This window comes from Pedobacter heparinus, assembly GCF_032678725.1.
Classification (GTDB): domain Bacteria; phylum Bacteroidota; class Bacteroidia; order Sphingobacteriales; family Sphingobacteriaceae; genus Pedobacter; species Pedobacter heparinus_A.
Window position 1 is genome coordinate 351,937 of the sequence record NZ_JAVTSC010000005.1, and the last position, 22,222, is coordinate 374,158.

The following is a 22,222-nucleotide window of genomic DNA, read 5'->3' on the forward strand; positions in this document are numbered from 1 at the left end:
ACCTAAACTAAATAGGACATGAAAAAAATAATTCTTTTAAGTTTTTTGGCAATTATATGCTCAACAACTGGTTGTAAGAAATTTTTAGATAAAGTACCCTCGTCATTTGTCGCCCCTGAAAATTATTTTAATAATGAAAAGGAAGTAAATACTGCATTGAACGGAGTATACGATATTTTAAGCCGGGAGCAGATATTTGGAGGACAATTGCCTATTCGCCATGCTGTCAGTACAGATGAGTCATTTTTCTCTTATGCATCATTTCCAACCGGACCATTCTATTATAATTTTGGGGCCGACGATGCTACAATAAGGGATTTATGGAGATATCTTTATGATGGCATAGAAAGGGCAAACGTTTTACTGGCTAATTTGGATAAAGCGAACATGGATGAAGGGAAAAGATCTGTTGTTAAAGGTGAAACTCTTTTTCTGCGGGCCTTTTATTATTTTACCCTGGTACAGAACTGGGGTGGTGTACCTTTAAAACTGACACCGACTACTTCTATAAATAATGTTAATATTCCACGTAATTCCGTTAAAGAGGTTTATGACCAAATCTTAAAGGATATGATCGAAGCGGAAGGATTGGTCAAAAAGATTTCTGAAATCGGTTCTGGGGGAAGAGTTTCTAAGTCAGCGGTACGTGGTATCTTGGCAAGGGTATGCTTAAATATGTCCGGCTATCCTTTAAATGAGGTAGGCAGGTATAAAGATGCTGCTACATGGGCTGCAAAAGTGAATGAATTTGGAGAACATTCTTTAAATCCCGATTACAGCCAGGTTTTTATAAACCTTTGTAAAGATCAGTACGATATAAAAGAAAGTATTTTTGAGGCAGAACTGTTTGGATCAAACAATGATGCTTTTAGGGAAGGCGGAAGGATCGGCAACGAGAATGGCGTGAAATGCTCTGCATCTACAGATCTGATCCCCACGGTTGGTTTTGCTTACGGATTTGTGAGTACAACCAGAAAATTATATATGTCTTACGAATATAATGCTTCTGATGCAACTAAGCGCGATTTAAGAAGAGATTGGGCTATAGCTACCTATACATTAAATGCGTCTGGTGTAAAAGCCAATATTGCCGCTACTAACATTTATGCCAGAAATTGTGCTAAATGGCGTAGGGAATATGAAGTGGTATCTCCTAAGAATAAAAATTACACCCCAACTAATTTCCAGATACTCAGATATGCTGATGTATTGCTGATGCTGGCAGAGGCAGAAAATGAAGTAAATAACGGACCGAATGCCATTGCAGTTAATGCACTTAATGAAGTAAGAAGGCGTGGTTACGGTAAATTATTAGCAGGAGCAACGAATCCGGCCAATGCAGATTATCCAGGCGCAATTTCATTAAGTAAGGCCTCCTTTTTAAAAGTGATTCAGGATGAAAGGGCGCGTGAACTGTGTTTCGAAGGTTTGCGCAAATCGGATCTGATCAGGTGGGGAATATTCGTAAGCACAATGCAGGCCACTGCTACTGAGTTTACTACCTATGCTTCTATGACTACTACCATTTATAAAAATGCCAGGGATGCTGCCCAAAGAGTTACGGCAATATATCAGTTGTATCCTATTCCAATTCTGGAAATGTCATTAAACAAGGCCATGGTACAAAATGAAGGATATTAAATATACAGCAGACAATTAAACCATAAAAAATGAAAAGAATATTCCTATTTCCTATACTTTTTCTGTTGGTATCGGCATGTAATAAAAAAGAGGTAGTTGCCCCTGATTTTAAGGTCGGTATTGAGCAAGATAAAACAACTTTTAAAGTTGGTGAACAAATTAATTTTATATTTTCAGGAAATCCAAATTACATTACATTTTACTCGGGTGAGACTGGAAGAATGTACGAATTCAGAGACCGGGTAACTGCCGGCGCAAGAACGGACGTCGGTGTCCCCCTGCAAAACATGACCACGCAATTGTTAAGCTATCCTTATAGCTACGCAGCCGAGGGTACGTACAAAGTAACTTTTGTGGTAGGCAATACCAGTATATATGGATCTGTATCGGACGTTAAAGAAATAGTGCTCTCAATAGTCCCCTAGAAGCTAGAGATAGCGCTGAAAAGCGCTATCTTAGCTTTGTTTAATTACTCAATTTGCCATATCGTTTCCTAGGGATTCTATCCTGTTGAATGCGGGAAGGCTGGAAAGAAATGATATTGTGTTTTAATAAGATCCGTTTTTTATGAAAAGAATAGTATGTTGTTTATTGATGAATCTGGGGCTTTACGTATCCGCCCAGCAATCTTGTCCGGTTATTCCTTTACCAGCCAGTTTCCACAAAACTGAAGGTAACTTCAGTCTTACAGACCAAACCTTAATACTGGTTAATCAGCAGGTTCTTGAACCACTGGCGAACTACCTTCAAAAGGAATTGCTCAAACATAAAAGTTTGACACTTAGTATTGGAAAAGCCCCTTCCTCATCATCTATCTCCCTAAATCTTAACCCTATAAAAAAGGCGGACACAGAAAAATACCAGTTGGAGGTTAATACAGGGAATATTAGTATAAGCGCCCCAACTGCCAATGGCATATTTAATGGGATCAGTACTTTGCTACAATTGATCAGGCAATCTGCCGGTTTGGACATCGAATGCTGGAAAATAGCTGATGCACCAAAATATGACTGGCGGGGTCTCATGTTAGATGAATCTAGGTACTTCTTTGGAAAAGAAAAAGTAAAACAACTATTAGACTGGATGGCCTTTTATAAGCTTAACCGTTTTCATTGGCACTTAACAGACCAGCCTGGGTGGCGGCTTGACATAAAAAAATATCCTAAATTAGCCTTAATTGGTGGTATAGGAAATTATTTTAATCCCTTTGCTCCAGCAAAATACTATAGCCAGGAAGACATCAACGACCTGGTACTTTATGCCGCCGAAAGACACATTCAGATCATTCCTGAAATTGATATGCCAGGTCATGCAACTGCTGCTAACATGGCTTATCCAGCATATAGTGGTGGTGGGACAGATAAATATCCTGAGTTTACCTTTAACCCTGGAAAGGAAGCAACTTATCAGTACCTGACCAATATCCTGAAAGAAACGGATGTGCTTTTCCCATCCCAGATGATCCATATTGGAGGTGATGAAGTTGCTTTTGGAAATAAAAAATGGAATACAGATCCGGAAATCCAAAAGCTAATGAAGGCGAAAGGATTAAATGACCTGAAAGCCGTTGAACATTATTTTATTAAAAGAATGGCTGATTCCGTTATTAAGATGAACAATAAAGTATTGGCCTGGGATGAGGTAGCAGACGCCGGTTTGCCAGCAAAAAATACGGTCGTTTTTTGGTGGAGACATGATAAACCCAATGTTTTGAAAACAGCATTTGATAAAGGAATATCGGTTGTGCTGACACCAAGAATACCCTTGTACTTTGATTTTGTGCAAGATAGCACAGATATTTCGGGCCGAAGATGGAAAGTGGGAGAATACAGCCCTATAGAGAAGGTATACAACTTTTCACATCAACAAATCCCTGAAGCACTCCATCATGAAAAGAATATTATGGGCATTCAGGCATCTTTGTGGACAGAAACCGTTAACAGTAATCAGCGTCTTGATTATTTACTTTTCCCAAGGATAAGTGCACTTGCCGAAGCCGCCTGGACCAGGGATGATAAAAAGAATTTTGAGGATTTTCAGCAGCGGTTAAAAGCTCACCTGGAATACTTTAAAACTGCAGGTATTTATTATTATAACAATAAAAAAAGCAATCCTGAACCACTTCCAAAAAAAATATCAGTGTCTTATATTGATTAAACAAATACTGTTGCCGCTAATATGAAGCAGGATTAAAAAGATTATTATCTTTAGCACTTATTTTCAATAGCGATAGCATAACAATATGAGCGGGAAAGAGCTGACATTGCGAAGTGTCCATGTAACCAGATATGTAACTCCATTAAGGGAGGGGGGATCTATGCCTGCAATTGCTGAAGCAGATGACGGGTTTCTATATGTGCTTAAGTTTAGAGGTGCTGGACAAGGTGTAAAAGCGTTGATTGCCGAAATTATAGGTGCTGAAATTGCAAGAGCCTTAGGTTTTAGGGTTCCAGAAATTGTATTTGCCTCATTAGATGAAGCTTTTGGCAGGATCGAACCTGACGAAGAAATACAAGACTTATTGCGAGCAAGTGAGGGGCTTAATCTCGCGTTGCACTATCTCTCGGGTGCCATCACCTTTGATCCATTAGTTACCCCAATTGATACCAAAACGGCTTCACGAATTGTCTGGCTGGATTGTTTGTTGACGAATATGGACCGTACCGCCAGAAATACGAACATGTTGATCTGGCACAAAGAGCTTTGGTTGATCGATCATGGAGCATCCTTATATTTTCACCATTCCTGGCAAAACTGGGAAGAACAGGCATTGCGACCATTTGCATTAATAAAAGATCATGTAATGTTGCCGATGGCAACGGAACTGGAAACAGTTGACAAAGAATTTCGTTCCATACTTACATCTGCTCTTATTTCTGCTATTGTAGCTTTGATACCAGAGGAATGGCTGACTGAAGAATATTCATTTGACACTTCAACTGAACATAGACAAGCGTATATACACTTTCTGGAAACGAGAGTTGCCCATTCAGAAGTTTTTGTAAAAGAAGCACAAAATGCAAGAGAAGCACTTATTTGAGTATGCTGTTATTCGCGTTGTGCCCAGGGTAGAGCGCGAAGAATTCCTGAATGTAGGGGTGGTAGTTTATTGTGCTAAACAAAAATTCCTAAAAGCTTTGTTTCTGCTCAACAAGGAAAAATTAGATGTTTTCTGCACCGAGCTGGATATTGGTGTACTTGAAAAAAACCTCTGTGCATTTAAACAAATTTGTGCAGGGGGAAATGAGGCGGGAACTATTGGTAAACTAGATGTCGCGTCTAGATTTCGCTGGTTAACAGCAACACGAAGCACAGTTTTACAAACATCAAGGGCACATGCAGGTCTTTGTACGGATGCAGATGAAACCTTACATAAATTATATCAGAAATTAGTGCTGTAGTTTAAACAGCGCAAAATAAAAACTTTGAAAATGATTGAAGAAGTAATATTGGTTGACGAAAATGACCAAGAAATTGGATTAATGGAGAAGATGGAGGCACACTTGCGGGGCCGTCTTCACCGTGCATTCTCTGTTTTTATCTTCAATACAAAAGGTGAATTGTTGTTACAAAAGCGGGCTGAAGATAAATACCACTCGGCAGGTAAATGGACGAACACCTGTTGTAGTCATCCGAGGTATGGAGAACAGACTGTGGATGCTGCCAACAGAAGATTAAAAGAAGAAATGGGTATGCATTGTAAGCTGGTTTATGGTTTTAGTTTCCTGTATAAAGCTACCCTCGCGGATGGAATTTCTGAACACGAATATGACCACGTTTTCTTTGGCCTCAGCAATAGTTTACCACTGCCTGATCCTACTGAGGTGGCTTCGTTTAAATATGTAAATATGGACTTGCTTTTAAATGATATCAATGCTAATCCTGAAGATTATACGGCATGGTTAAAGATCTGTTTTCAACGTGTAATGCAAACTTATCAGGAAATTCTTGATAATGTGTAAAAACAATGGTTATTTTGCCATAATGTTAATCCTACCTTATATTGCTAACCAAAAAAAGAATACTATATGATTATTGAGCCTAGAATGCGTGGGTTTATATGCCTTACAGCACATCCAAAAGGGTGTGAACAAAATGTAATCAACCAAATTAACTATGTGAAATCAAAAGGAGCAATTGATGGTCCGAAGAAAGTGCTGGTTATTGGTGCTTCTACCGGATTTGGACTGGCATCCAGAATTACGAGTGCATTTGGTTCAGAAGCAGCAACCATTGGTGTTTTTTTTGAAAAACCACCTGTTCCCGGTAAAACGGCTTCACCAGGCTGGTATAACAGTGCTGCTTTCGAAAATCAGGCATTAAAGGCAGGCTTATATGCCAAAAGTATTAATGGGGATGCCTTCTCTGATGAAGTAAAACAAAAAGCACTGGATCTGATTAAAAATGATCTGGGACAAATAGACCTTGTCATTTATAGCCTGGCCTCACCAAAAAGAACACACCCAAAAACCGGCGTAGTTTATAGTTCAGTACTGAAACCTATAGGAAATGAGGTATTTACCAATAAAACAGTAGATTTCCATACCGGAGTGGTTTCTGAGATTTCGATCGTACCGGCTACTGAAGAAGAAATAGAAAATACAATTGCAGTAATGGGGGGAGAAGACTGGGAAATGTGGATAGACGAACTGAAAGCCAAGAATTTGCTTGCACCGGGGGCTAAAACGGTTGCCTATTCTTATATTGGACCGTCTGTGACAGAAGACGTTTATCGTAAAGGTACCATTGGCCGTGCCAAAGATCACTTGGAAGCAACTGCTTTTGCCATCAGTGACAAATTAAAGAATATTAACGGAAGGGCTTTTGTTTCCGTAAATAAAGCATTAGTTACACAGGCCAGTTCTGCTATACCGGTAATTCCGCTTTATATATCGCTGCTCTATAAAGCAATGAAAGAAAAAGGAATTCATGAAGGCTGTATAGAGCAGATACAAAGATTATTTACAGAAAGGTTGTATACTGGTCATGAGCCTGCAACCGATGCAGAGGGCAGAATCAGAATAGATGACTGGGAGATGCGTAGTGATGTTCAGGATAAAGTACTTGGATTATGGGCTGAAGCAGATGACGAAAATCTGCCCTTGATAGGTGACCTGCCAGGTTACAAAAAAGATTTTCTGAATTTATTTGGGTTTGACATTGCCGGAGTGGATTATCAAAAAGATGTCGATGAAATGGTAGAGATACCAGGCCTGGTATAGGACCTTTTAAACAAATGGTTGTCTTGAAACAAAAAAACAGATAGTCAAAGTATGTTCAAAGGTATTTTCAGGAAGTTTAAGCCAGATAACCAGCCAAAGTATGGTTGGTTTGGCAATTACTCATCCTGGTTAGATGTATTAAAAGAAGCGGATGGATATGATTCGGGAGTGATTCTGGAAAGAACTATGAAAGCTTTGTTGAAGGTAAAAGCCGGAGAAGCTGTCTATGAACGGGATTCCGTAATTTTTGATAAAAAAGATTACCCTTTTCCATTACTTACTTTTTTACAGCATAGTGCTGCAAAAAAAGGAAGTCCACTTCATGTTATTGATTTTGGAGGTTCTTTAGGTAGCACATATTATCAAATTAAGGAGTTTCTGACAGTTAATGTATGTCTGAGTTGGAACGTCATAGAACAGGAGCACTATGTAGCAGCAGGCAAGATCAATTTTGAAGATGACCAACTTAAATTCTATAATTCTATTGATCAGTGTATACAAGATAAGGATATTGATTTTTTCTTGATTTCAAGCGCTATTCAATATCTGGAAGAGCCTCATATTTTTCTTAATAAACTTGCAGCCTATCATTTTGACTTCATTCTTTTTGACAGGACAGCTTTTCATTATGAAGCTGAGGATCGCCTGACCTTGCAGGTTGTTCCTCCAAATATTTACCCGGCTTCTTATCCCTCATGGTTCTTCAATCAGGAAAAGCTGTTGAGTCATTTTGCTGAAAGCTATGACATCATTACAGATTTTCCTCCTTATATCGATGGAGAACAGACACTTTATATTGACGGGTATCCATTGGGCTACAGCCGGGGGTTTTATTTATCTGCAAAAAATAAAATTAAATAAACCGATTCCCACATAGCAATGAGCCCTGTTTTTGAATGGCAGGACTCCGGGCAAAGGAAACGGACATTGAAATTGCCAAATAGATTGCCTGTTAAAGTATTTGCCTTTTCAGCCAATTTACCAGTTCAACAGCACCATTATAATTCTCATATTCTTTTGGAATGCGCGTGCCATCAACATATTCATTATATAGCCATGGATCACCTACAGCAAATACAGTACCCTTGCCGTATTTCGATACCGCCATAACCACATCATTTTGTACTGTAACTAAAGGCCTGGCTGGTGGTATGGTTGCGAGGATTGAAATTTCTTTCAGATAAAAGGTTTTAGCGGTAGGAAAGACTTCATTTCCGGCCGGTACGTGAACTTCACCCATTTCAAGCTTTCCATTTTTCACCATATTCCTGCTTTGATTGGTAAAGGTTATACCAAACTTTTGGGACAGGTCATTTAATTGCATCAGGTTTGTATTTGCACTATCGTTGGCAAATAAAACCAGTACGCCGCCAGCATTCACCCAATCTCTAATTGCTTTTATATGATCGGACGCAATCAGATTGGGGTTTGGGCTTTCTTTTTGATTATCCGGATCAACTATGATATAGATGTCATTTCCCTTAAGATTTAATGCCGTAGGGGCATTGTCGAGACTCTTTATCTTCAATCCTGCTTTATTGAATACATCTCCCAGCATGGAAAAACCATTTAAAGTTTGATCTTCCCAGGTATAATGAAACCTGTTCTCTTTTCCCATTTTGTCTTTTTTTACCTCATGGTTAAAATAATAATCAAGCAAAACTATTTTTTCCTGACTATAGCCCAGAGAAATACTTCCTGAATAGCAAATTACTAAGAGGATAGCATGTTTTAATAAGTTGTTTTTTAAATGCATATATAAATCTATAAAAATAAAGTCTATATAATTCGGTATATATTGTTGTATGTTAAAATTGTACACTAAATAGCCAAAAGAGTATTAAAAGAGAAATATCCACGATAACGATTGCGTAAATTTTTTCTAATGAAGACTGCTTTTACTTATAATTATTCTGTAGAATTGTCCAAACTACAGGTCATAATAACCTATTCTAATCTGTAATATTTGAATAGTGACAGATACGTAAAAAATTTTTGACATGAGTAATTAGCAGGAATTACATATATTGAGGCCCTAAAGAGACATTAATAAATAAAGAGCGGAAATAAAATTCAATCACACACAAATTAAACAAAACCAAATATAATGAAAGAGAATAAAAGGGGAAATTACAGATGGACAATCTGTGCCATGTTATTTTTTGCTACTACAATTAATTATATGGACCGGCAGGTTCTTTCTTTAACATGGAAAGATTTTATAGCCCCGGAATTTCACTGGACCAACAACGACTACGGTAACATCACTGCTCTTTTTTCTATTTTTTATTCTGTATCAATGCTATTTGCTGGCCGTTTTGTAGATCGCATGGATACGAAAAAAGGCTTTTTATGGGCTATTGGCGTATGGTCTGTCGGAGCCATAATACATGCGTTCTGTGGTATTGCAACTGCAGGGTTGCTTACAGGAGAGTGGTTCCTAGGCTTTGAAGGTTCAAAGGAAGCCATCTCGCATGTGGGCGACACGGCTTTGATCATTTCGACTAGTGTTACCTTATTTATTTTTGCACGTTTTATATTGGCGGTTGGAGAAGCAGGAAATTTTCCGGCAGCTATTAAAGCTACTGCAGAGTATTTTCCTAAAAAGGACAGAGGTTTTTCTACGAGCATCTTCAATGCAGGAGCAACAGTAGGTGCCCTTGCAGCGCCGTTATCAATTCCTTTCATTGCAGCAGTTTATGGCTGGGAAATGTCGTTTATCATAATTGGAGCTTTAGGCTTCGTATGGATGGGGTTCTGGATATTTGTGTATCATAAACCAGAGGTGCATCCAAAAGTAAATGCTGCCGAACTGGCTTACATCCAACAAGATATCATTGCTGACAGGAAACTTGTAGACTATGTAGAGGAAACAACAGCGAAAGTATCTTTTATACAATGCTTTAAATTTAAGCAAACCTGGGCTTTTGCCATTGGTAAATTTATGACAGATGGTGTGTGGTGGTTCTTCTTATTTTGGACACCAGCATACTTAAGTTCTGTTTATGGCATGGATTCGACAGAAAGTGCAATTCCTCTTTTCGTACTCTATTCTATTACATTACTTTCTATAATAGGGGGATGGTTACCTACCTATTTTGTAGATAAAAAGGGAATGAACCCATATGCTGGTCGTATGAAATCAATGTTAATATTTGCATTTTTCCCATTGCTGGCATTGCTTGCACAGCCATTAGGACACATTACTTATTGGATACCAGTAATCATCATCGGTATTGCCGGGGCAGCACATCAGGCTTGGTCAGCAAATATTTTTTCTACTGTGGGAGACATGTTTCCTAAGAAAGCCATAGCAACTATAACAGGCATCGGCGGCATGGCAGGTGGAGTAGGTGCCACTATTATCAATAAAAGCTCAGGTGTATTGTTTGATTATGCAGGTCAAAACCAAATGGTATTTATGGGCTTTAAAGGAGAAGAGGCTGGATATTTTATCATTTTCTCTGTTTGCGCAATTTGTTATTTAATAGGTTGGGTCATCATGAAATCCCTTGTACCTCAATATAAACCTATTACAACCTTATAATATCCTAATTAATACCTAAAATTAATAGTAACTAAATGTTTTCAAAAGATCAGCTCGATTCGATTTTTGTAGCAGAAAATCAAATTCCTGAAGAGTTTAAATTAGCTGAAGAATTACACCAGCGAGAATACCTGAGCGATGGTGAAATGCATACCTGGAATGGTGAAGTACATGAGGTTTTGTCACCTATCTGTATCAGAACTGAAAAAGGACTGGAAAGAAAGTTAATCGGCACATACCCGCTATGTAGTGAAAAGGAAGCCAATGAAGCGCTCCAGGCTGCAGTAGCAGCTTATAACAACGGAAGAGGAGCGTGGCCTACAATGAGCGTTGCCGGTAGAATCAGTTGTGTGGAACAGTTTACACATAAAATCATTGAGAAGAAAGCTGTTGTTGTAAAACTGCTGATGTGGGAGATAGGTAAATCGTACGCCGATTCTCTTAAAGAATTTGACCGTACGGTTGAGTATATTTATGCTACTATTGATGCCCTGAAAGACCTGGACAGACAGTCTTCTAGATTTAGCATAGAACAAGGGATTGTTGCACAGATCAGACGTTCACCGTTGGGTGTGGTATTATGTATGGGACCATTTAATTACCCTTTAAATGAAACCTTTACTACACTGATTCCCGCGCTGATTATGGGAAATACATTATTATTTAAGCCACCTAAGCATGGTACGCTATTGCATTATCCTCTACTGGAGGCCTTTAAGGATTGTTTTCCAAAGGGGGTAGTCAATACCATATATGGTCGTGGAAATAAGATCATTCCAGCCCTGATGAAATCAGGGCAAATTAACATATTAACGTTAATTGGTTCAAGTAAAGTAGCCAATGAACTTAAAAAATTACATCCTAAAGTAAATAGATTACGTGCAATTCTTGGATTAGATGCAAAAAATGCAGCTATTATTACTGCAAAAGCAGACATAAATCTGGCTGTACAGGAAACTGTTCTGGGCTCATTATCATTTAACGGGCAAAGGTGCACCGCACTTAAGATCATTTTTATTCACAGAAGTCTTGCGGATGTGTTTTTAAAAGAATTGTCCGATGCCGTAGCGAAGCTTAAGTTTGGTATGCCCTGGGAGGCCGGTGTGTCTTTAACTCCTTTACCGGAGCCGCAAAAACCCGCCTATCTTAAAGACTGTATAGCTGATGCTGTAGCTCATGGCGCTAAGGTTGTTAACGATAATGGTGGCGATAGCTGTGAATCATTTGTCTATCCTGCAATTGTTTACCCGGTTAATAAAAATATGAAGCTGTATACTGAAGAGCAATTTGGACCAGTAATACCAGTTGTACCATTTGATGACCTGGAGGAGACTATTCAATATCTCATCGATTCTACCCACGGACAACAAGTTAGCATTTTCAGTAATGATGATGAAGAGATTGCTGCACTTATAGATCCTCTGGTCAACCAGGTAAGTAGGGTTAACATCAATTGCCAATGTCAACGTGGGCCGGATGTATTTCCATTTACTGGTAGAAAAGATAGTGCAGAAGGAACTTTATCTGTAGTCGATGCCCTGAGATCATTCTCGATCCGCTCATTAGTTGCGACAAAACTAAACGAAAGTAATAAACACCTGATCAATGAAATTGTAGACAGTAACAGCTCCAATTTCCTGAGTACCAAATATCTGTTTTAACTGATTAAGCCCTGTTTTCAATTTTCATTGTGAAATATCCTGAAAACAGGGCTTTTAGGATTCGCTTTTCGTTTCTGGTACCTTATCATCTGCCTTAAAAAATACTTGCCCCATTGGGATAAGGAAAGCAATATTGATAACAATATGGGGAATAATATGCAGGAATGTTGTTGATTCCAGAAGTTTGTCTACAAATATAGCTACAGATGAGATGATGAGCAGCGTATATAGTATCGCAGCTACCTTATCGTTGGGAGAATATTTTACGCATAACTTAATTACATAACAGCCCAAAGCAATTCCAAAAATAAAGATGACGTACCAGAATATATCTGCAGCGGTCAGCTGACTCCATATACTTTCTTTACTATGCAGAAACCTGCTGATTTCAGCACTCGAAAATTTGGCTAATATCAGATAACTAAAACCCCAAAAAATATAAAAGCCTATAGCAATCAACAGCCAGTGGAGAGCGAGCTTAAATTTAGAAGAATACATAATGCTTTAAATTAAACCATCGCACCCGAATTTGATTAAAAATCAGGAGATTATCAAATCTGTCTGTAGGAATTAAAAGAGGCTATCCATCTTCAATTCCTGTTCAAGCTTAATATATTCCTTTAACAATGCAATTTGGTTCTTTGCCCTGTTAAGATTGTGATCCTCATATTTTGCACCATAGTAAGTGTCATTTTGCAGAAAATCCGCCAGAAATCTAATGGCCTGCATATAAATGATAAATTTCCCGGAATAAGTAAAATATTCACTTTCAACAGATGTAAGCACCTCTTTCATTTCACTCATATAACCATCATAAATCGCTTTAAAGAAATCTTTTCTGATGCGGATTTTACTAAAATCGGTTTCTTCCTCGCCAGCTTCACTCAGGTATGTTCTCATCATATCCCCAACGTCACTTATAAAATAACCAGGCATAACGGTATCCAGATCAATTACACACACGCCCTTATTATATGCGTCAAATAATACGTTACTGATTTTCGTATCGTGATGGATTACCCTTAAAGGAATAGCGGTATTATTTAAAATCTGTCGATAAGTATTCACAATATTCTGATGATCACTAACGAAATTTATACAATCAGCAGCTTTTTCCAATCTTTCTGCACCTGCCTGGTTACATGCCTCAGTAAATTGATCATATCTCAGTATCAGATTGTGAAAATTGGGGATTGTAATATTTAACTGTTCTGCGTCAAAGTCAGCAAGGATCTTGGAGAACATTCCAAACTGCCTGGCAGCTTCATAGGCTTCGTCTATTCTGGTTAATGTATTAAGCGACATCGAGCCCTCAATAAAAGGGAACAGTCTGAAATAACCAGATTCATTACTAATCAGAGAAGCTCCATCTGCTGTATTAACAGGGGACACAAACAAATATTCAGGATGTGTTGAGCTCAGATATTTTTTAAGCAAAGAAAGGTTTTCATCAATATCTGATGGTTTTTTAAAAACTTCACTATTTACTTTTTGCAGGATGTATCTTTTGTCACCTGCAATCACCATCCAGGTATGGTTGATTAAACCATCACCAAATGACTGTATACTGGTTGTCTTCGGGTCAAGACCATAAAGACTTAAAATATTTTCGAACATGGGTTTAGTATATTGATTGATAGTCCAAACATAATTATTTATTCTGCTAAAAAAATGTGCAAACGTTTGCGCGAAATTACCTTTGTTTGCTTAAAATCAATTCTGATTCTACCACTATATTGAAGTAGGCTTGTTCAGTTCCTGAATCATTTTTAGGTTTGTTAATCAGATCAATCAGTATATCTGCAGCTTTCTTACCTTGTTTATAAGGAAATTGTTCTACGGAAGCGATAGGGGAATAATCCATATAGTTAATAATCGGGAGATTTGCATAGCTTACAAAGTCAATTTCCTGACGGTTGACAGACTTGGCATAATGCATCGCAAACAAGGCCACATAGTCATTGAATGTCACAATTGCAGTGGGTTTACGCCGATGGCCCAGCATGATATCCATTGCATTAATGGTACCTTCCTCAGATAAATCACAGCCAACAATCAATGAAGGGTCATACTTTAAACGGTTAGCTGTCATTGCCCTTATATAACCTTCTTTTCTTTCGTGACTAGCTATCAGGGTATTAGGGCCATTGATCATTCCAATAGAACGATGTCCCTTTTTTAATAGAAAATTAACTGCTTCAAAAGTTCCGGTTTCCAGATTTGAAGCCACATAATGAATGTCCTTTAAAGGGGGGATACGATCAAAAAAAACAACCGGGATATTTAATTTCCGACAGTTGTCAAAATGCTCATAAGTACTCGTGGTTTTTGATATAGAAACCAATAAACCGTCAACTCTCTGGGTTTTCATTTTTTCTACGAGCAATTTTTCCCTTTCCGCATTGTCATGTGACTGCGCAAGCAGAACGGTATAATTTCTTTTATAGGCAACATCTTCAATGCCACTGATCGCTGCTGAAAAAAAAGACTCAGACAGTTCAGGCAAAATTACGCCTACTACAAAAGATTTTCCATGTAAAAACTGTATGGCTTTCTGGTTTGGCTCATAGTTAAGTTCCTCAGCAAGTTTTTTAACACGCATTTTTGTCGTTAAACCTATACTTGAATGATCATTCAAAGCACGTGAAACTGTAGAAACCGAAACCTTCAATATTTTTGCTATCTCCTTAATAGTTGTTGGCTTATCAGTCATCATATTCAAAGATTAGAATAAACTTTAACAATTTAATAAAAAACTGCTATTCCTTTAGCTTCTGAAAAAAAGATTGAAATAACGCAAGCGTTTGTTGTAAATATTCGTTTGAAAAAATTAACTAGATATTAAACGATAAAGTCAATGCAAATCCATCATACGTCATTTTATTTACAAAACAACAAAATACACCTTGTTAACATTAACTTAACATTGAATATGCATCTTTGTATATGTTTATAAATATACTAGCACTTGCCTTTGTTTTGTTTGCACTCATAGCTGCGTTTAAAATGGATACTTTCCTGCAAGGTTTTCTTTTTATTATTGCAATATGTGTTGTTTGCGGGGTATTATTTTTATTTATTTCATTTCCTGGTCTTTCAGGATTATCAGTTGCATTAATGATGGCTGCATTTATATTCAGACAGAATAAAAAGTAGCATTCGTAAAAACTGCATTATCATCTCAAATATTTTCTAAAACTGGATATGATGAGGTAATTAAGATAATATTTTAATTACGAATAAATGATTTCAATAATCTGTTCATAATATTATAAGAATATTACAATATTTTATTAAATAATTCTTAAATTTATTATACAAAATCTTCACAAAGATATAGACTATAAGACTATGAAAACTTTAGGTGAAAAATTTAGAATCTTACGCCAAAAAAAGGGAGTTAACCAAAAAGCAATGGCTGATCTGCTGGAAATATCCATCCCTGCGTATTCTAAGCTTGAAACAGGTATTACAGACCCAAACTTTAGCAGGATAAATCAAATCGCTGAAGTACATAATCTAACCCTTAGAGAATTTTTGGATGTTGGAGAAGAGGGAATAAGTGAACAGGAACAGATCGTTACACAGTTAAAAGAGAAAATCGGTCAACTGGAAAATTCTGTAATCAGATTACAAAGTAAACTGATTGATCTTTACGACAGAGATGATCAGAAGAAATAACATGTATTTTTAGCCGGTTTTTAAAGCATGTTATCTAAATGCCAATAAAAAGTGATTCTTTTAAAATTGCTTTGTAATATAACTGTAAACCATTTCCTTTGCAGTTATGAGTAAGGAAACATTTAAAAGACGTGCTTTTATTGGACTAGTTTCAAAAACTACAGTTATCGGGCTGGCAACCTCACCACTTTCTTCCCTCGCCATTTATACTGAACATAAAAAGCCCAACGCTGATCATGTTTTTCTCACTAAACCTTACCTTCAGAATCCGGGGCCTGATGTCATAACAATAATGTGGATCACCGCAAGAAATGCTTATAGCTGGGTTGAATACCAGACTGAAGCCGGTGATATTATAAAAAACCATGCCGTTACAGACGGGATGGTAGATGCCAACAATCAGATCCATAGGATTGCCCTGCAAGATCTGAAGCCAGGAACCCGATACTCCTATACGGCCTTTTCAAAAGAAATTGTCGATTATCAGCCTTACCAGATAACTTATGGAACAACTATTTCAAGTGAAAAGTATGAATTTATAACGCCAGTTTTAAATGCTAAAAGTATGGCCATGCTCATTATCAACGATATTCATGACAGGCCAAACAGCATTCCTCATCTGATGACTTTAAATGGAAATGATCCTTTTGATTTTGTTTTTTTTAATGGCGACATGTTTAATTTCCAAAAAGATCAGCAACAGATCATTCAAAATATGTTAAATCCCTGTACAGATACATTTGCAAGTACAAAACCTTTCATGTACATACGTGGAAATCATGAAACAAGAGGTAAATTTGCAAGACAGTTACCTACTTACTTCAATAATATCAATGGTACTCAATACTTTTCCTTTTCCAGGGGACCGGTTCATTTTATTGCCCTTGATACCGGAGAAGACAAGGAAGACGAAGCTCCAGTGTATGCCGGCCTGATTGATTTTGATGCTTACAGAAAAAAACAGGCCGTATGGCTGGAACAGCAATTGCAAAGTAATGCCTATAAAAAGGCCATATTTAAAGTAGTGCTGATGCATATCCCTCATTACCATTCTGGTGACTGGCATGGTACAATGCATTGCCGTGAAGTATTTGGTCCTTTATTTAATAAATACAAAATTGATCTGATGATCAGTGGGCATACCCACAAATATGGCATTCATAAAGCCCAGGAAGGTCATGATTTTCCAATTGTAATAGGAGGAGGGCCTCAGGACGGTAAAAGAACGCTCATCAAACTAAAAGCCAACGAACGTTCTTTACACTTATCTATGATTAAGGATGACGGCCAGGAAGTTGGAACCTACGAGATCAAACGCTGAATTATTTTTTGCCAGCTAATTCCATCAACAGTTGACAACGTGCTGTTAACCAGGTATAGTCTGAAGCATTTTCCGGCTGCACAAATAATTTTGAACCAAAACCCAGCGCAGTAACACCCGCATTTAACCAACTGTCTATACTTTCCTTAGTTACATCAACACCGCCTGTTGGCATGAATTTGAGGTTAGGAAACAATGGTTTTATCGCTTTCAAAAAACCTGGACCTAAAGTGTCGCCAGGAAAAAGTTTAACCAGTGGCGCGCCAAGTTCCTCTGCGAAATTAATCTCTGTTGGTGTCATACAGCCTGGTATCCATAATATGCTGTGCGCTGCAGTTACCGTTGCCAGGTCGGCCCGAACTATCGGACTCACAATAAAATCAGCACCCAATGCTATATAAGCTTCCGCTTGCGCTACAGTCTTTATTGTTCCAATTCCAACCTGCATGTCAGGGAGATTTTGATTCCTATAGTCCAACAATGCTTTAAAATTTTGTTGTGCATTTTGGCCTCTGTTCGTAAATTCAAACACACGGATACCGCCAGCATAAGTTGCTTTTAATACTTCTATACAAATTTCAGCGCTGTCATTGTAATAAACCGGTATAACCGGCGCGTTTTGGATAACTTCTAAAGGATTTTTTTCAATATTCATCAGTATATGATTATTTTTTGTTACAATTTGTTATTTAAATAGAGCCGTCTCCAAAATCACCTTTTACGAAAAGTTTTTTATAACCCGATGCTGTAGCTTTATCTATAATTTCCTGTCCGCTTTCAGTAGTTGATAAACCGTAAATCAGGCCTGCCATAAAAGCATCACCACTTCCGATCCTGTCCAGTACTTCATTGGTCTCAAATACAGAAGAAATATAATTGGCATCAGGTGTATGATAGGTACCGTAAAATAAGTTGTGCCTTGCATTATCCATAAAACGGAAAGTATAGGCAATATGTGCACATTGAGGAAAATTGCTAAAAACTGCGGATGCAGACGTATTTGCATGTAGCTGATAGACATCAGGAAGCGTTTGCCTGTTCAGCTCTTCATCTACTGGAATGCCAAGCATTTTATTTACTGCCCAGATATTCCCCATAATAACATCACAGTACTTTACCAGTTCGGGCATTACCTCAATAGGCTGCTTGCCATAATCCCATAACCTACTTCTGTAATTTAAGTCAACCGATATTTTCATTCCCTTCTTTCTAGCGGAAATAAGAGCTTCCTTACAAACAGCAGCCATATTTTCATTCAATGCAGGTGTAAGTGCAGTCCAGTGAAGCCAGGTATGGCCTTCTAAAACATTATCCCAATCAATCTCGCCAGGCTTGAGGCTGCTAAATGAAGAATATTTTCTATCGTAAACAACCTCACCGCTGGTCAGACCATTGGCAGACAGTAGAAAGTACAATCCCAATCTATTACCTTGCAATACGGTTCTACTAGTATCAACTCCCAGTTCCTGTAAGGTTTGCAAGGCATTATTCGCCAGTGCATTCTCAGGCACACAACTTACATAAGAACAGGGAATATTCCATTGTCCTAATGAGGCAGAAACGTTGGCTTCAGATCCTCCTGGGAATAAAGAAACAGTGTGGTTCTTAGAAATAAATTGATCTTCAACAGAACTGAACCGTAACAACAGTTCTCCAAATACCAATATGTTTTCTTGATTTAGCATAAATTTAATAATTTCAGATTGCAATAATACAGGTTCTCCCTATTAAATAGAAGCAAAGTATTTTATTTAATAAATTTCAAACGATTTCGTAAATATTTAGTGTCTATTATTGCCTTCAGAGATTAAAATTCATTAACATTGATAGCATAAATGAACTCGTTTTAAATAAATGATATGAAGAACAAAGATCTGTTTTCATTAGAGAACAAGGTAATTGTAATTACTGGAGCAACTGGTGTATTAGGTGAATCATTTGCCCTGGCAGTAGCTGGTGCAGGTGCAAAAGTTGCCATTTTGGGTAGAAATGAAGCCAAAGCAAATGAACGCGTTAAAGCCATCACTGAAAACGGGGGAGAGGCCATTGCTGTAATCACCGATGTATTAAATGAACAAGCTTTGATTGCAGCAAAAAATCAGATCCTGAGTACATGGGGTACCATCGATGGGCTTGTCAATGCCGCAGGCGGAAATATTCCGGGAGCCACAATATCCCCCGATCAGGATATATTTGATATAAATGTTGCGGATACGCAAAAAGCTGTAGAGCTTAATCTTTTTGGAACGGTCTATCCAACACATGTGTTTGGACGTGTTATCGCAGAAAAAGGCAAAGGTTCGATAGTAAACATCTCTTCATTAGCTGCACAACGTCCTTTAACCCGGGTTTTAGGCTATACGATGGGTAAGAATGCCATCGAAGGCTATACCAAATGGATGGCAGTAGAACTTGCCCAGCGATATGGAGATAAGGTAAGAGTAAATGCACTTGCACCAGGGGTATTCTTAACAGAACAGAACAGATCCCTGCTAACCAATTCCGATGGGACATTTACAGACAGGGCACAGCGTTTCGTAAATCATACCCCGTTTGGACGCTTGGGAAGTCCGGAAGAACTAAATGGCACGCTCATTTACCTGTTAAGTGATGCATCAGCTTTTGTAAATGGTGAAACTATTTTAGTCGACGGCGGATTTAATGCCTATAGTGGAGTATAATAAAGTATATAATAACGATATAAATAATGAATACAGCAAATCATAAATTATTGCAAACCTGGCGTTGGTATGGGCCATCAGACCCGGTTAGTTTACAAGATGTAAAGCAGGCAGGAGCTACTGGTATTGTTACCGCATTGCATCACGTTCCACATGGTGAAATTTGGCCATTGGAAGATATCCTGGAAAGAAAATCAATTATTGAAGCAGCCGGCCTACATTGGGCAGTTGTAGAAAGTGTTCCGGTTCATGAAGCCATTAAAACACACAGAAGCAATGCCGATCATTATATTGAAAACTACAAAACTACTTTAAAGAATCTTGCGCAATGCGGTATAAAAACAGTTTGCTATAACTTCATGCCGGTACTCGACTGGACACGCACTCAGCTCGATCTGACCATGACCGATGGTTCAAAAGCGCTATACTTTAATTGGCTTGACCTTGCAGTTTTTGATCTTTTTATACTTAAAAGAGCCGGTGCTGATGCCGATTATTCAGAGCGCATCAGAAACAGGGCAAAGGATCGTTTTGCTACCATGAATACAGATGAGCTCAATGAATTAAAAGTTAATGTATTAATGGGCATACCAAACGAAAAAGAAATTGAACTGGAAGCTTTACGTGCCAGTATTGAAGAATATAAAACCATTGGCAGGGAAGGCCTGAAAAAGAACCTGGCTTATTTTCTAAATGGAATTGCCAGTGTATGTGAGGAAACAGGCGTCAATATGACCATTCATCCGGATGATCCGCCATATGCTATTCTGGGCTTACCGCGGATTGCAAGTACAAAGGAAGACCTCGTTAACATCCTTAAAAGCGTAGACAAACCGTTCAATGGCATCTGCTATTGCACAGGTTCTCTGGGCGCAGGTGTTTCCAACAATTTAACGGAGATATTTGAAGCGGTAAAAGAACGGGTATATTTCCTTCACCTACGTAATGTAAGCAAAGACGAAGAAGGTAATTTTTATGAAGCCGACCATTTGGGGGGCGACGTAAACATGTACGAAGTGATGAAGGCCATTGTTGTTGAGAATGCAAAAAGAGATCAGCCACTGCCATTCAGACCAGACCACGGACACCAGATGCTGGACGACCTGAACAAAGTTACAAATCCAGGATATTCTGCAATTGGACGTTTACGAGGTTTGGCAGAACTGCGGGGATTAGAGCTCGGAATAACAGGAAATTATTAAAAACACTTAAGGGCCCTGCACAAGGGCCCTTATTTACTGATTAGGAGATTGTGAAGAGACCCTTACTTTAATGTGAGTTGGCAACATTACTGTTTCATAACCTTCACTTAAGTCTTTTCTTTCAATGAGCGAAAGCAATTTTTCAGCTGCTAGAAGGCCAATTTCAAAAGCGGGCTGATGTACTGTACTCAAAGGGGGATTCATCGCGTCAGCCAATTCGGTATTTGTAAAACCTATTAAAGCAACATCATCAGGAATCTTATAGCCCAATTTATTTAACAGTACAAGGCACCTGGTACTGATCTGATCTGTAGCGGTGAAAATAGCATCAGGTTTGTCCTTCAGATCCATGTAATACTTGATGGCCAGTTCTAAATCCTCGTTTAATTTATTCGCATCGGTATAGTTACAAGAACGAAGCAGCTCCGGTCTGTATTTAATACCACGATCTGCCAGGGCCTGTTTATATCCGTTCAAACGGTCCGTAGCAATGCTCAATATGGTATTTGTATTTAAATGTGCAATGTTTTTATATCCATTGTCTATCAGATGCATTGTAGCATCATATGCCCCCTTAAAATTATCTGCCCCAACTTTATGGGTATTGATTTGATCAATTAACCGGTCAAATAACACGATCGGTAAACCCGATTCCTGTAAAGCAATGAGATAACTAAAGTTTATCGTTTCATAAGCAGGAGAAATCAGTATTCCATCCACTCCACCGGCATATAACAACTCTATGCAGGCACTTTCCAGTTTTTCAGATTCTTTACTTTGCATAATGATGATCTGATAGGATTTATCACTTGCCGCTTTATGAATTCCATCCAGCATCTGGGCAATAACATTGTTATCTAAAGAGCATACAACCACACCAATAGATCTGCTTTTTCCTTCTTTTAAGCCTTTTGCCATTCTATTTGGTGAATAGTGATGTTTCTTAGCATAATCTAAAACCTTTTGCTTGGTTTCTGCACCAATTTCATGGCTGTCATTTAACGCCTTTGAAATTGTAGAAATAGATAAATTAAGCGCTTTGGCAATATCTTTTAATGTGACGCTGTTGTTCATGCGCATTCCTCTTTTAAATAGAAACGCTAATTTGCAACTATTAAGGCGATAAGATTAATTTTCTTTATTTTATTTTAGTTCAAGTCTCATAGTATGATGACCGGTACAAATAGATCACTTTGATTTATTAATTGAGAATAATTAACTTAACAATCTGATTAAATGAATGTTATAGTATATTAAAATGAATTG

21 protein-coding genes are annotated in these 22,222 nt (G+C 38.0%); 14 read left to right on the top strand and 7 right to left on the bottom strand.

The genetic code is table 11. The features are described from left to right. The first annotated feature begins 18 nt into the window (after positions 1-18). The 8 genes from R2Q85_RS10725 (at position 19) to R2Q85_RS10760 (ending at position 7,724) form a co-directional block, all read left to right on the top strand. Positions 19-1,641, top strand: coding sequence for a RagB/SusD family nutrient uptake outer membrane protein (locus R2Q85_RS10725; protein WP_316811774.1), 1,623 nt, complete (start codon positions 19-21; stop codon positions 1,639-1,641). Positions 1,642-1,670: 29 nt separating this feature from the next. Next, positions 1,671-2,066: a DUF5017 domain-containing protein gene (locus tag R2Q85_RS10730; protein ID WP_316811775.1), complete on the top strand. Its 396-nt coding sequence runs from the start codon at positions 1,671-1,673 to the stop codon at positions 2,064-2,066. Between the two features lie 142 nt (positions 2,067-2,208). Next, a complete protein-coding gene (locus R2Q85_RS10735) occupies positions 2,209-3,798 on the top strand; it encodes a beta-N-acetylhexosaminidase (RefSeq protein ID WP_316811776.1) in 1,590 nt (529 codons plus the stop codon). Between the two features lie 85 nt (positions 3,799-3,883). Next, positions 3,884-4,681, top strand: a complete 798-nt coding sequence (locus R2Q85_RS10740) for a HipA family kinase (protein ID WP_316811777.1) — start codon at positions 3,884-3,886, stop codon at positions 4,679-4,681. Then, positions 4,659-5,042: a DUF3037 domain-containing protein gene (locus R2Q85_RS10745; RefSeq protein ID WP_316811778.1), complete on the top strand. Its 384-nt coding sequence runs from the start codon at positions 4,659-4,661 to the stop codon at positions 5,040-5,042. Before R2Q85_RS10740 ends, R2Q85_RS10745 begins: the two co-directional genes overlap by 23 nt. A gap of 30 nt (positions 5,043-5,072) precedes the next feature. Next, positions 5,073-5,603 (top strand): isopentenyl-diphosphate Delta-isomerase, encoded by a 531-nt coding sequence (gene idi / locus R2Q85_RS10750; protein WP_316811779.1) that lies wholly within the window; start codon positions 5,073-5,075, stop codon positions 5,601-5,603. 66 nt (positions 5,604-5,669) lie between these two features. After that, entirely contained in the window at positions 5,670-6,863 is a 1,194-nt protein-coding gene (gene fabV / locus R2Q85_RS10755) for an enoyl-ACP reductase FabV (protein WP_316811780.1), read from the top strand. Positions 6,864-6,914: 51 nt separating this feature from the next. After that, positions 6,915-7,724, top strand: a complete 810-nt coding sequence (locus R2Q85_RS10760; RefSeq protein WP_316811781.1) for a TIGR04325 family methyltransferase — start codon at positions 6,915-6,917, stop codon at positions 7,722-7,724. A 91-nt stretch (positions 7,725-7,815) separates the two neighbouring features. On the opposite strand, the gene R2Q85_RS10765 is transcribed toward R2Q85_RS10760, so the two are convergent. Beyond that, positions 7,816-8,619 (bottom strand): DUF4350 domain-containing protein, encoded by an 804-nt coding sequence (locus R2Q85_RS10765; protein ID WP_316811782.1) that lies wholly within the window; start codon positions 8,617-8,619, stop codon positions 7,816-7,818. Positions 8,620-8,970: 351 nt separating this feature from the next. Here R2Q85_RS10765 and R2Q85_RS10770 point away from each other — a divergent pair, with 351 nt between their 5' ends. Together R2Q85_RS10770 and R2Q85_RS10775 are read left to right on the top strand one after the other, a co-directional pair. Next, entirely contained in the window at positions 8,971-10,410 is a 1,440-nt protein-coding gene (locus R2Q85_RS10770; RefSeq protein ID WP_316811783.1) for an MFS transporter, read from the top strand. A gap of 35 nt (positions 10,411-10,445) precedes the next feature. After that, complete coding sequence (locus R2Q85_RS10775) at positions 10,446-12,071, top strand: NADP-dependent glyceraldehyde-3-phosphate dehydrogenase (protein WP_316811784.1); 1,626 nt, start codon at positions 10,446-10,448, stop codon at positions 12,069-12,071. Positions 12,072-12,125: 54 nt separating this feature from the next. On the opposite strand, the gene R2Q85_RS10780 is transcribed toward R2Q85_RS10775, so the two are convergent. From R2Q85_RS10780 to R2Q85_RS10790, 3 genes are all read right to left on the bottom strand, one after another. Further along, positions 12,126-12,569 (bottom strand): hypothetical protein, encoded by a 444-nt coding sequence (locus tag R2Q85_RS10780; protein WP_316811785.1) that lies wholly within the window; start codon positions 12,567-12,569, stop codon positions 12,126-12,128. 72 nt (positions 12,570-12,641) lie between these two features. After that, complete coding sequence (locus R2Q85_RS10785) at positions 12,642-13,688, bottom strand: aminoglycoside phosphotransferase family protein (RefSeq protein ID WP_316811786.1); 1,047 nt, start codon at positions 13,686-13,688, stop codon at positions 12,642-12,644. Positions 13,689-13,764: 76 nt separating this feature from the next. Further along, the gene (locus R2Q85_RS10790; protein WP_316811787.1) at positions 13,765-14,787 is read right to left on the bottom strand and encodes a LacI family DNA-binding transcriptional regulator; all 1,023 of its coding nucleotides are present in this window, start codon (positions 14,785-14,787) and stop codon (positions 13,765-13,767) included. Positions 14,788-15,422: 635 nt separating this feature from the next. Here R2Q85_RS10790 and R2Q85_RS10795 point away from each other — a divergent pair. Continuing rightward, on the top strand, positions 15,423-15,752 hold the full coding sequence (locus R2Q85_RS10795) for a helix-turn-helix transcriptional regulator (RefSeq protein WP_316811788.1): 330 nt from the start codon (positions 15,423-15,425) through the stop codon (positions 15,750-15,752). 106 nt (positions 15,753-15,858) lie between these two features. Continuing rightward, positions 15,859-17,073 carry a metallophosphoesterase family protein gene (locus R2Q85_RS10800; RefSeq protein WP_316811789.1) on the top strand — a complete coding sequence of 405 codons (1,215 nt, stop codon included), beginning with the start codon at positions 15,859-15,861 and terminating at the stop codon, positions 17,071-17,073. A gap of 1 nt (position 17,074) precedes the next feature. On the opposite strand, the gene R2Q85_RS10805 is transcribed toward R2Q85_RS10800, so the two are convergent. Together R2Q85_RS10805 and R2Q85_RS10810 are read right to left on the bottom strand one after the other, a co-directional pair. Next, positions 17,075-17,728, bottom strand: coding sequence for a bifunctional 4-hydroxy-2-oxoglutarate aldolase/2-dehydro-3-deoxy-phosphogluconate aldolase (locus R2Q85_RS10805; RefSeq protein ID WP_316811790.1), 654 nt, complete (start codon positions 17,726-17,728; stop codon positions 17,075-17,077). A 34-nt stretch (positions 17,729-17,762) separates the two neighbouring features. Continuing rightward, on the bottom strand, positions 17,763-18,758 hold the full coding sequence (locus R2Q85_RS10810; RefSeq protein WP_316811791.1) for a sugar kinase: 996 nt from the start codon (positions 18,756-18,758) through the stop codon (positions 17,763-17,765). A gap of 174 nt (positions 18,759-18,932) precedes the next feature. Between R2Q85_RS10810 and R2Q85_RS10815 the strand changes: the two genes are divergently transcribed. After that, entirely contained in the window at positions 18,933-19,754 is an 822-nt protein-coding gene (locus tag R2Q85_RS10815; protein WP_316811792.1) for an SDR family oxidoreductase, read from the top strand. A gap of 26 nt (positions 19,755-19,780) precedes the next feature. Then, on the top strand, positions 19,781-20,956 hold the full coding sequence (gene uxuA, locus R2Q85_RS10820; protein ID WP_316811793.1) for a mannonate dehydratase: 1,176 nt from the start codon (positions 19,781-19,783) through the stop codon (positions 20,954-20,956). A 33-nt stretch (positions 20,957-20,989) separates the two neighbouring features. On the opposite strand, the gene R2Q85_RS10825 is transcribed toward uxuA, so the two are convergent. Continuing rightward, the gene (locus tag R2Q85_RS10825) at positions 20,990-22,030 is read right to left on the bottom strand and encodes a LacI family DNA-binding transcriptional regulator (RefSeq protein ID WP_316811794.1); all 1,041 of its coding nucleotides are present in this window, start codon (positions 22,028-22,030) and stop codon (positions 20,990-20,992) included. Positions 22,031-22,222 lie beyond the last annotated feature (192 nt).

Bases quoted from the DNA above. Each gene is read 5' to 3' on its own strand.
- R2Q85_RS10780 (WP_316811785.1), bottom strand. From the start codon at position 12,569: ATGTATTCTTCTAAATTTAAGCTCGCTCTCCACTGGCTGTTGATTGCT.
- R2Q85_RS10810 (WP_316811791.1), bottom strand. From the start codon at position 18,758: ATGCTAAATCAAGAAAACATATTGGTATTTGGAGAACTGTTGTTACGG.
- R2Q85_RS10805 (WP_316811790.1), bottom strand. From the start codon at position 17,728: ATGAATATTGAAAAAAATCCTTTAGAAGTTATCCAAAACGCGCCGGTT.
- R2Q85_RS10765 (WP_316811782.1), bottom strand. From the start codon at position 8,619: ATGCATTTAAAAAACAACTTATTAAAACATGCTATCCTCTTAGTAATT.
- R2Q85_RS10745 (WP_316811778.1), top strand. From the start codon at position 4,659: ATGCAAGAGAAGCACTTATTTGAGTATGCTGTTATTCGCGTTGTGCCC.
- R2Q85_RS10770 (WP_316811783.1), top strand. From the start codon at position 8,971: ATGAAAGAGAATAAAAGGGGAAATTACAGATGGACAATCTGTGCCATG.
- R2Q85_RS10725 (WP_316811774.1), top strand. From the start codon at position 19: ATGAAAAAAATAATTCTTTTAAGTTTTTTGGCAATTATATGCTCAACA.
- idi (WP_316811779.1), top strand. From the start codon at position 5,073: ATGATTGAAGAAGTAATATTGGTTGACGAAAATGACCAAGAAATTGGA.
- R2Q85_RS10735 (WP_316811776.1), top strand. From the start codon at position 2,209: ATGAAAAGAATAGTATGTTGTTTATTGATGAATCTGGGGCTTTACGTA.
- R2Q85_RS10775 (WP_316811784.1), top strand. From the start codon at position 10,446: ATGTTTTCAAAAGATCAGCTCGATTCGATTTTTGTAGCAGAAAATCAA.
- R2Q85_RS10760 (WP_316811781.1), top strand. From the start codon at position 6,915: ATGTTCAAAGGTATTTTCAGGAAGTTTAAGCCAGATAACCAGCCAAAG.
- R2Q85_RS10825 (WP_316811794.1), bottom strand. From the start codon at position 22,030: ATGAACAACAGCGTCACATTAAAAGATATTGCCAAAGCGCTTAATTTA.
- R2Q85_RS10800 (WP_316811789.1), top strand. From the start codon at position 15,859: ATGAGTAAGGAAACATTTAAAAGACGTGCTTTTATTGGACTAGTTTCA.
- R2Q85_RS10740 (WP_316811777.1), top strand. From the start codon at position 3,884: ATGAGCGGGAAAGAGCTGACATTGCGAAGTGTCCATGTAACCAGATAT.
- R2Q85_RS10730 (WP_316811775.1), top strand. From the start codon at position 1,671: ATGAAAAGAATATTCCTATTTCCTATACTTTTTCTGTTGGTATCGGCA.
- R2Q85_RS10795 (WP_316811788.1), top strand. From the start codon at position 15,423: ATGAAAACTTTAGGTGAAAAATTTAGAATCTTACGCCAAAAAAAGGGA.
- R2Q85_RS10815 (WP_316811792.1), top strand. From the start codon at position 18,933: ATGAAGAACAAAGATCTGTTTTCATTAGAGAACAAGGTAATTGTAATT.
- R2Q85_RS10785 (WP_316811786.1), bottom strand. From the start codon at position 13,688: ATGTTCGAAAATATTTTAAGTCTTTATGGTCTTGACCCGAAGACAACC.
- R2Q85_RS10790 (WP_316811787.1), bottom strand. From the start codon at position 14,787: ATGATGACTGATAAGCCAACAACTATTAAGGAGATAGCAAAAATATTG.
- fabV (WP_316811780.1), top strand. From the start codon at position 5,670: ATGATTATTGAGCCTAGAATGCGTGGGTTTATATGCCTTACAGCACAT.
- uxuA (WP_316811793.1), top strand. From the start codon at position 19,781: ATGAATACAGCAAATCATAAATTATTGCAAACCTGGCGTTGGTATGGG.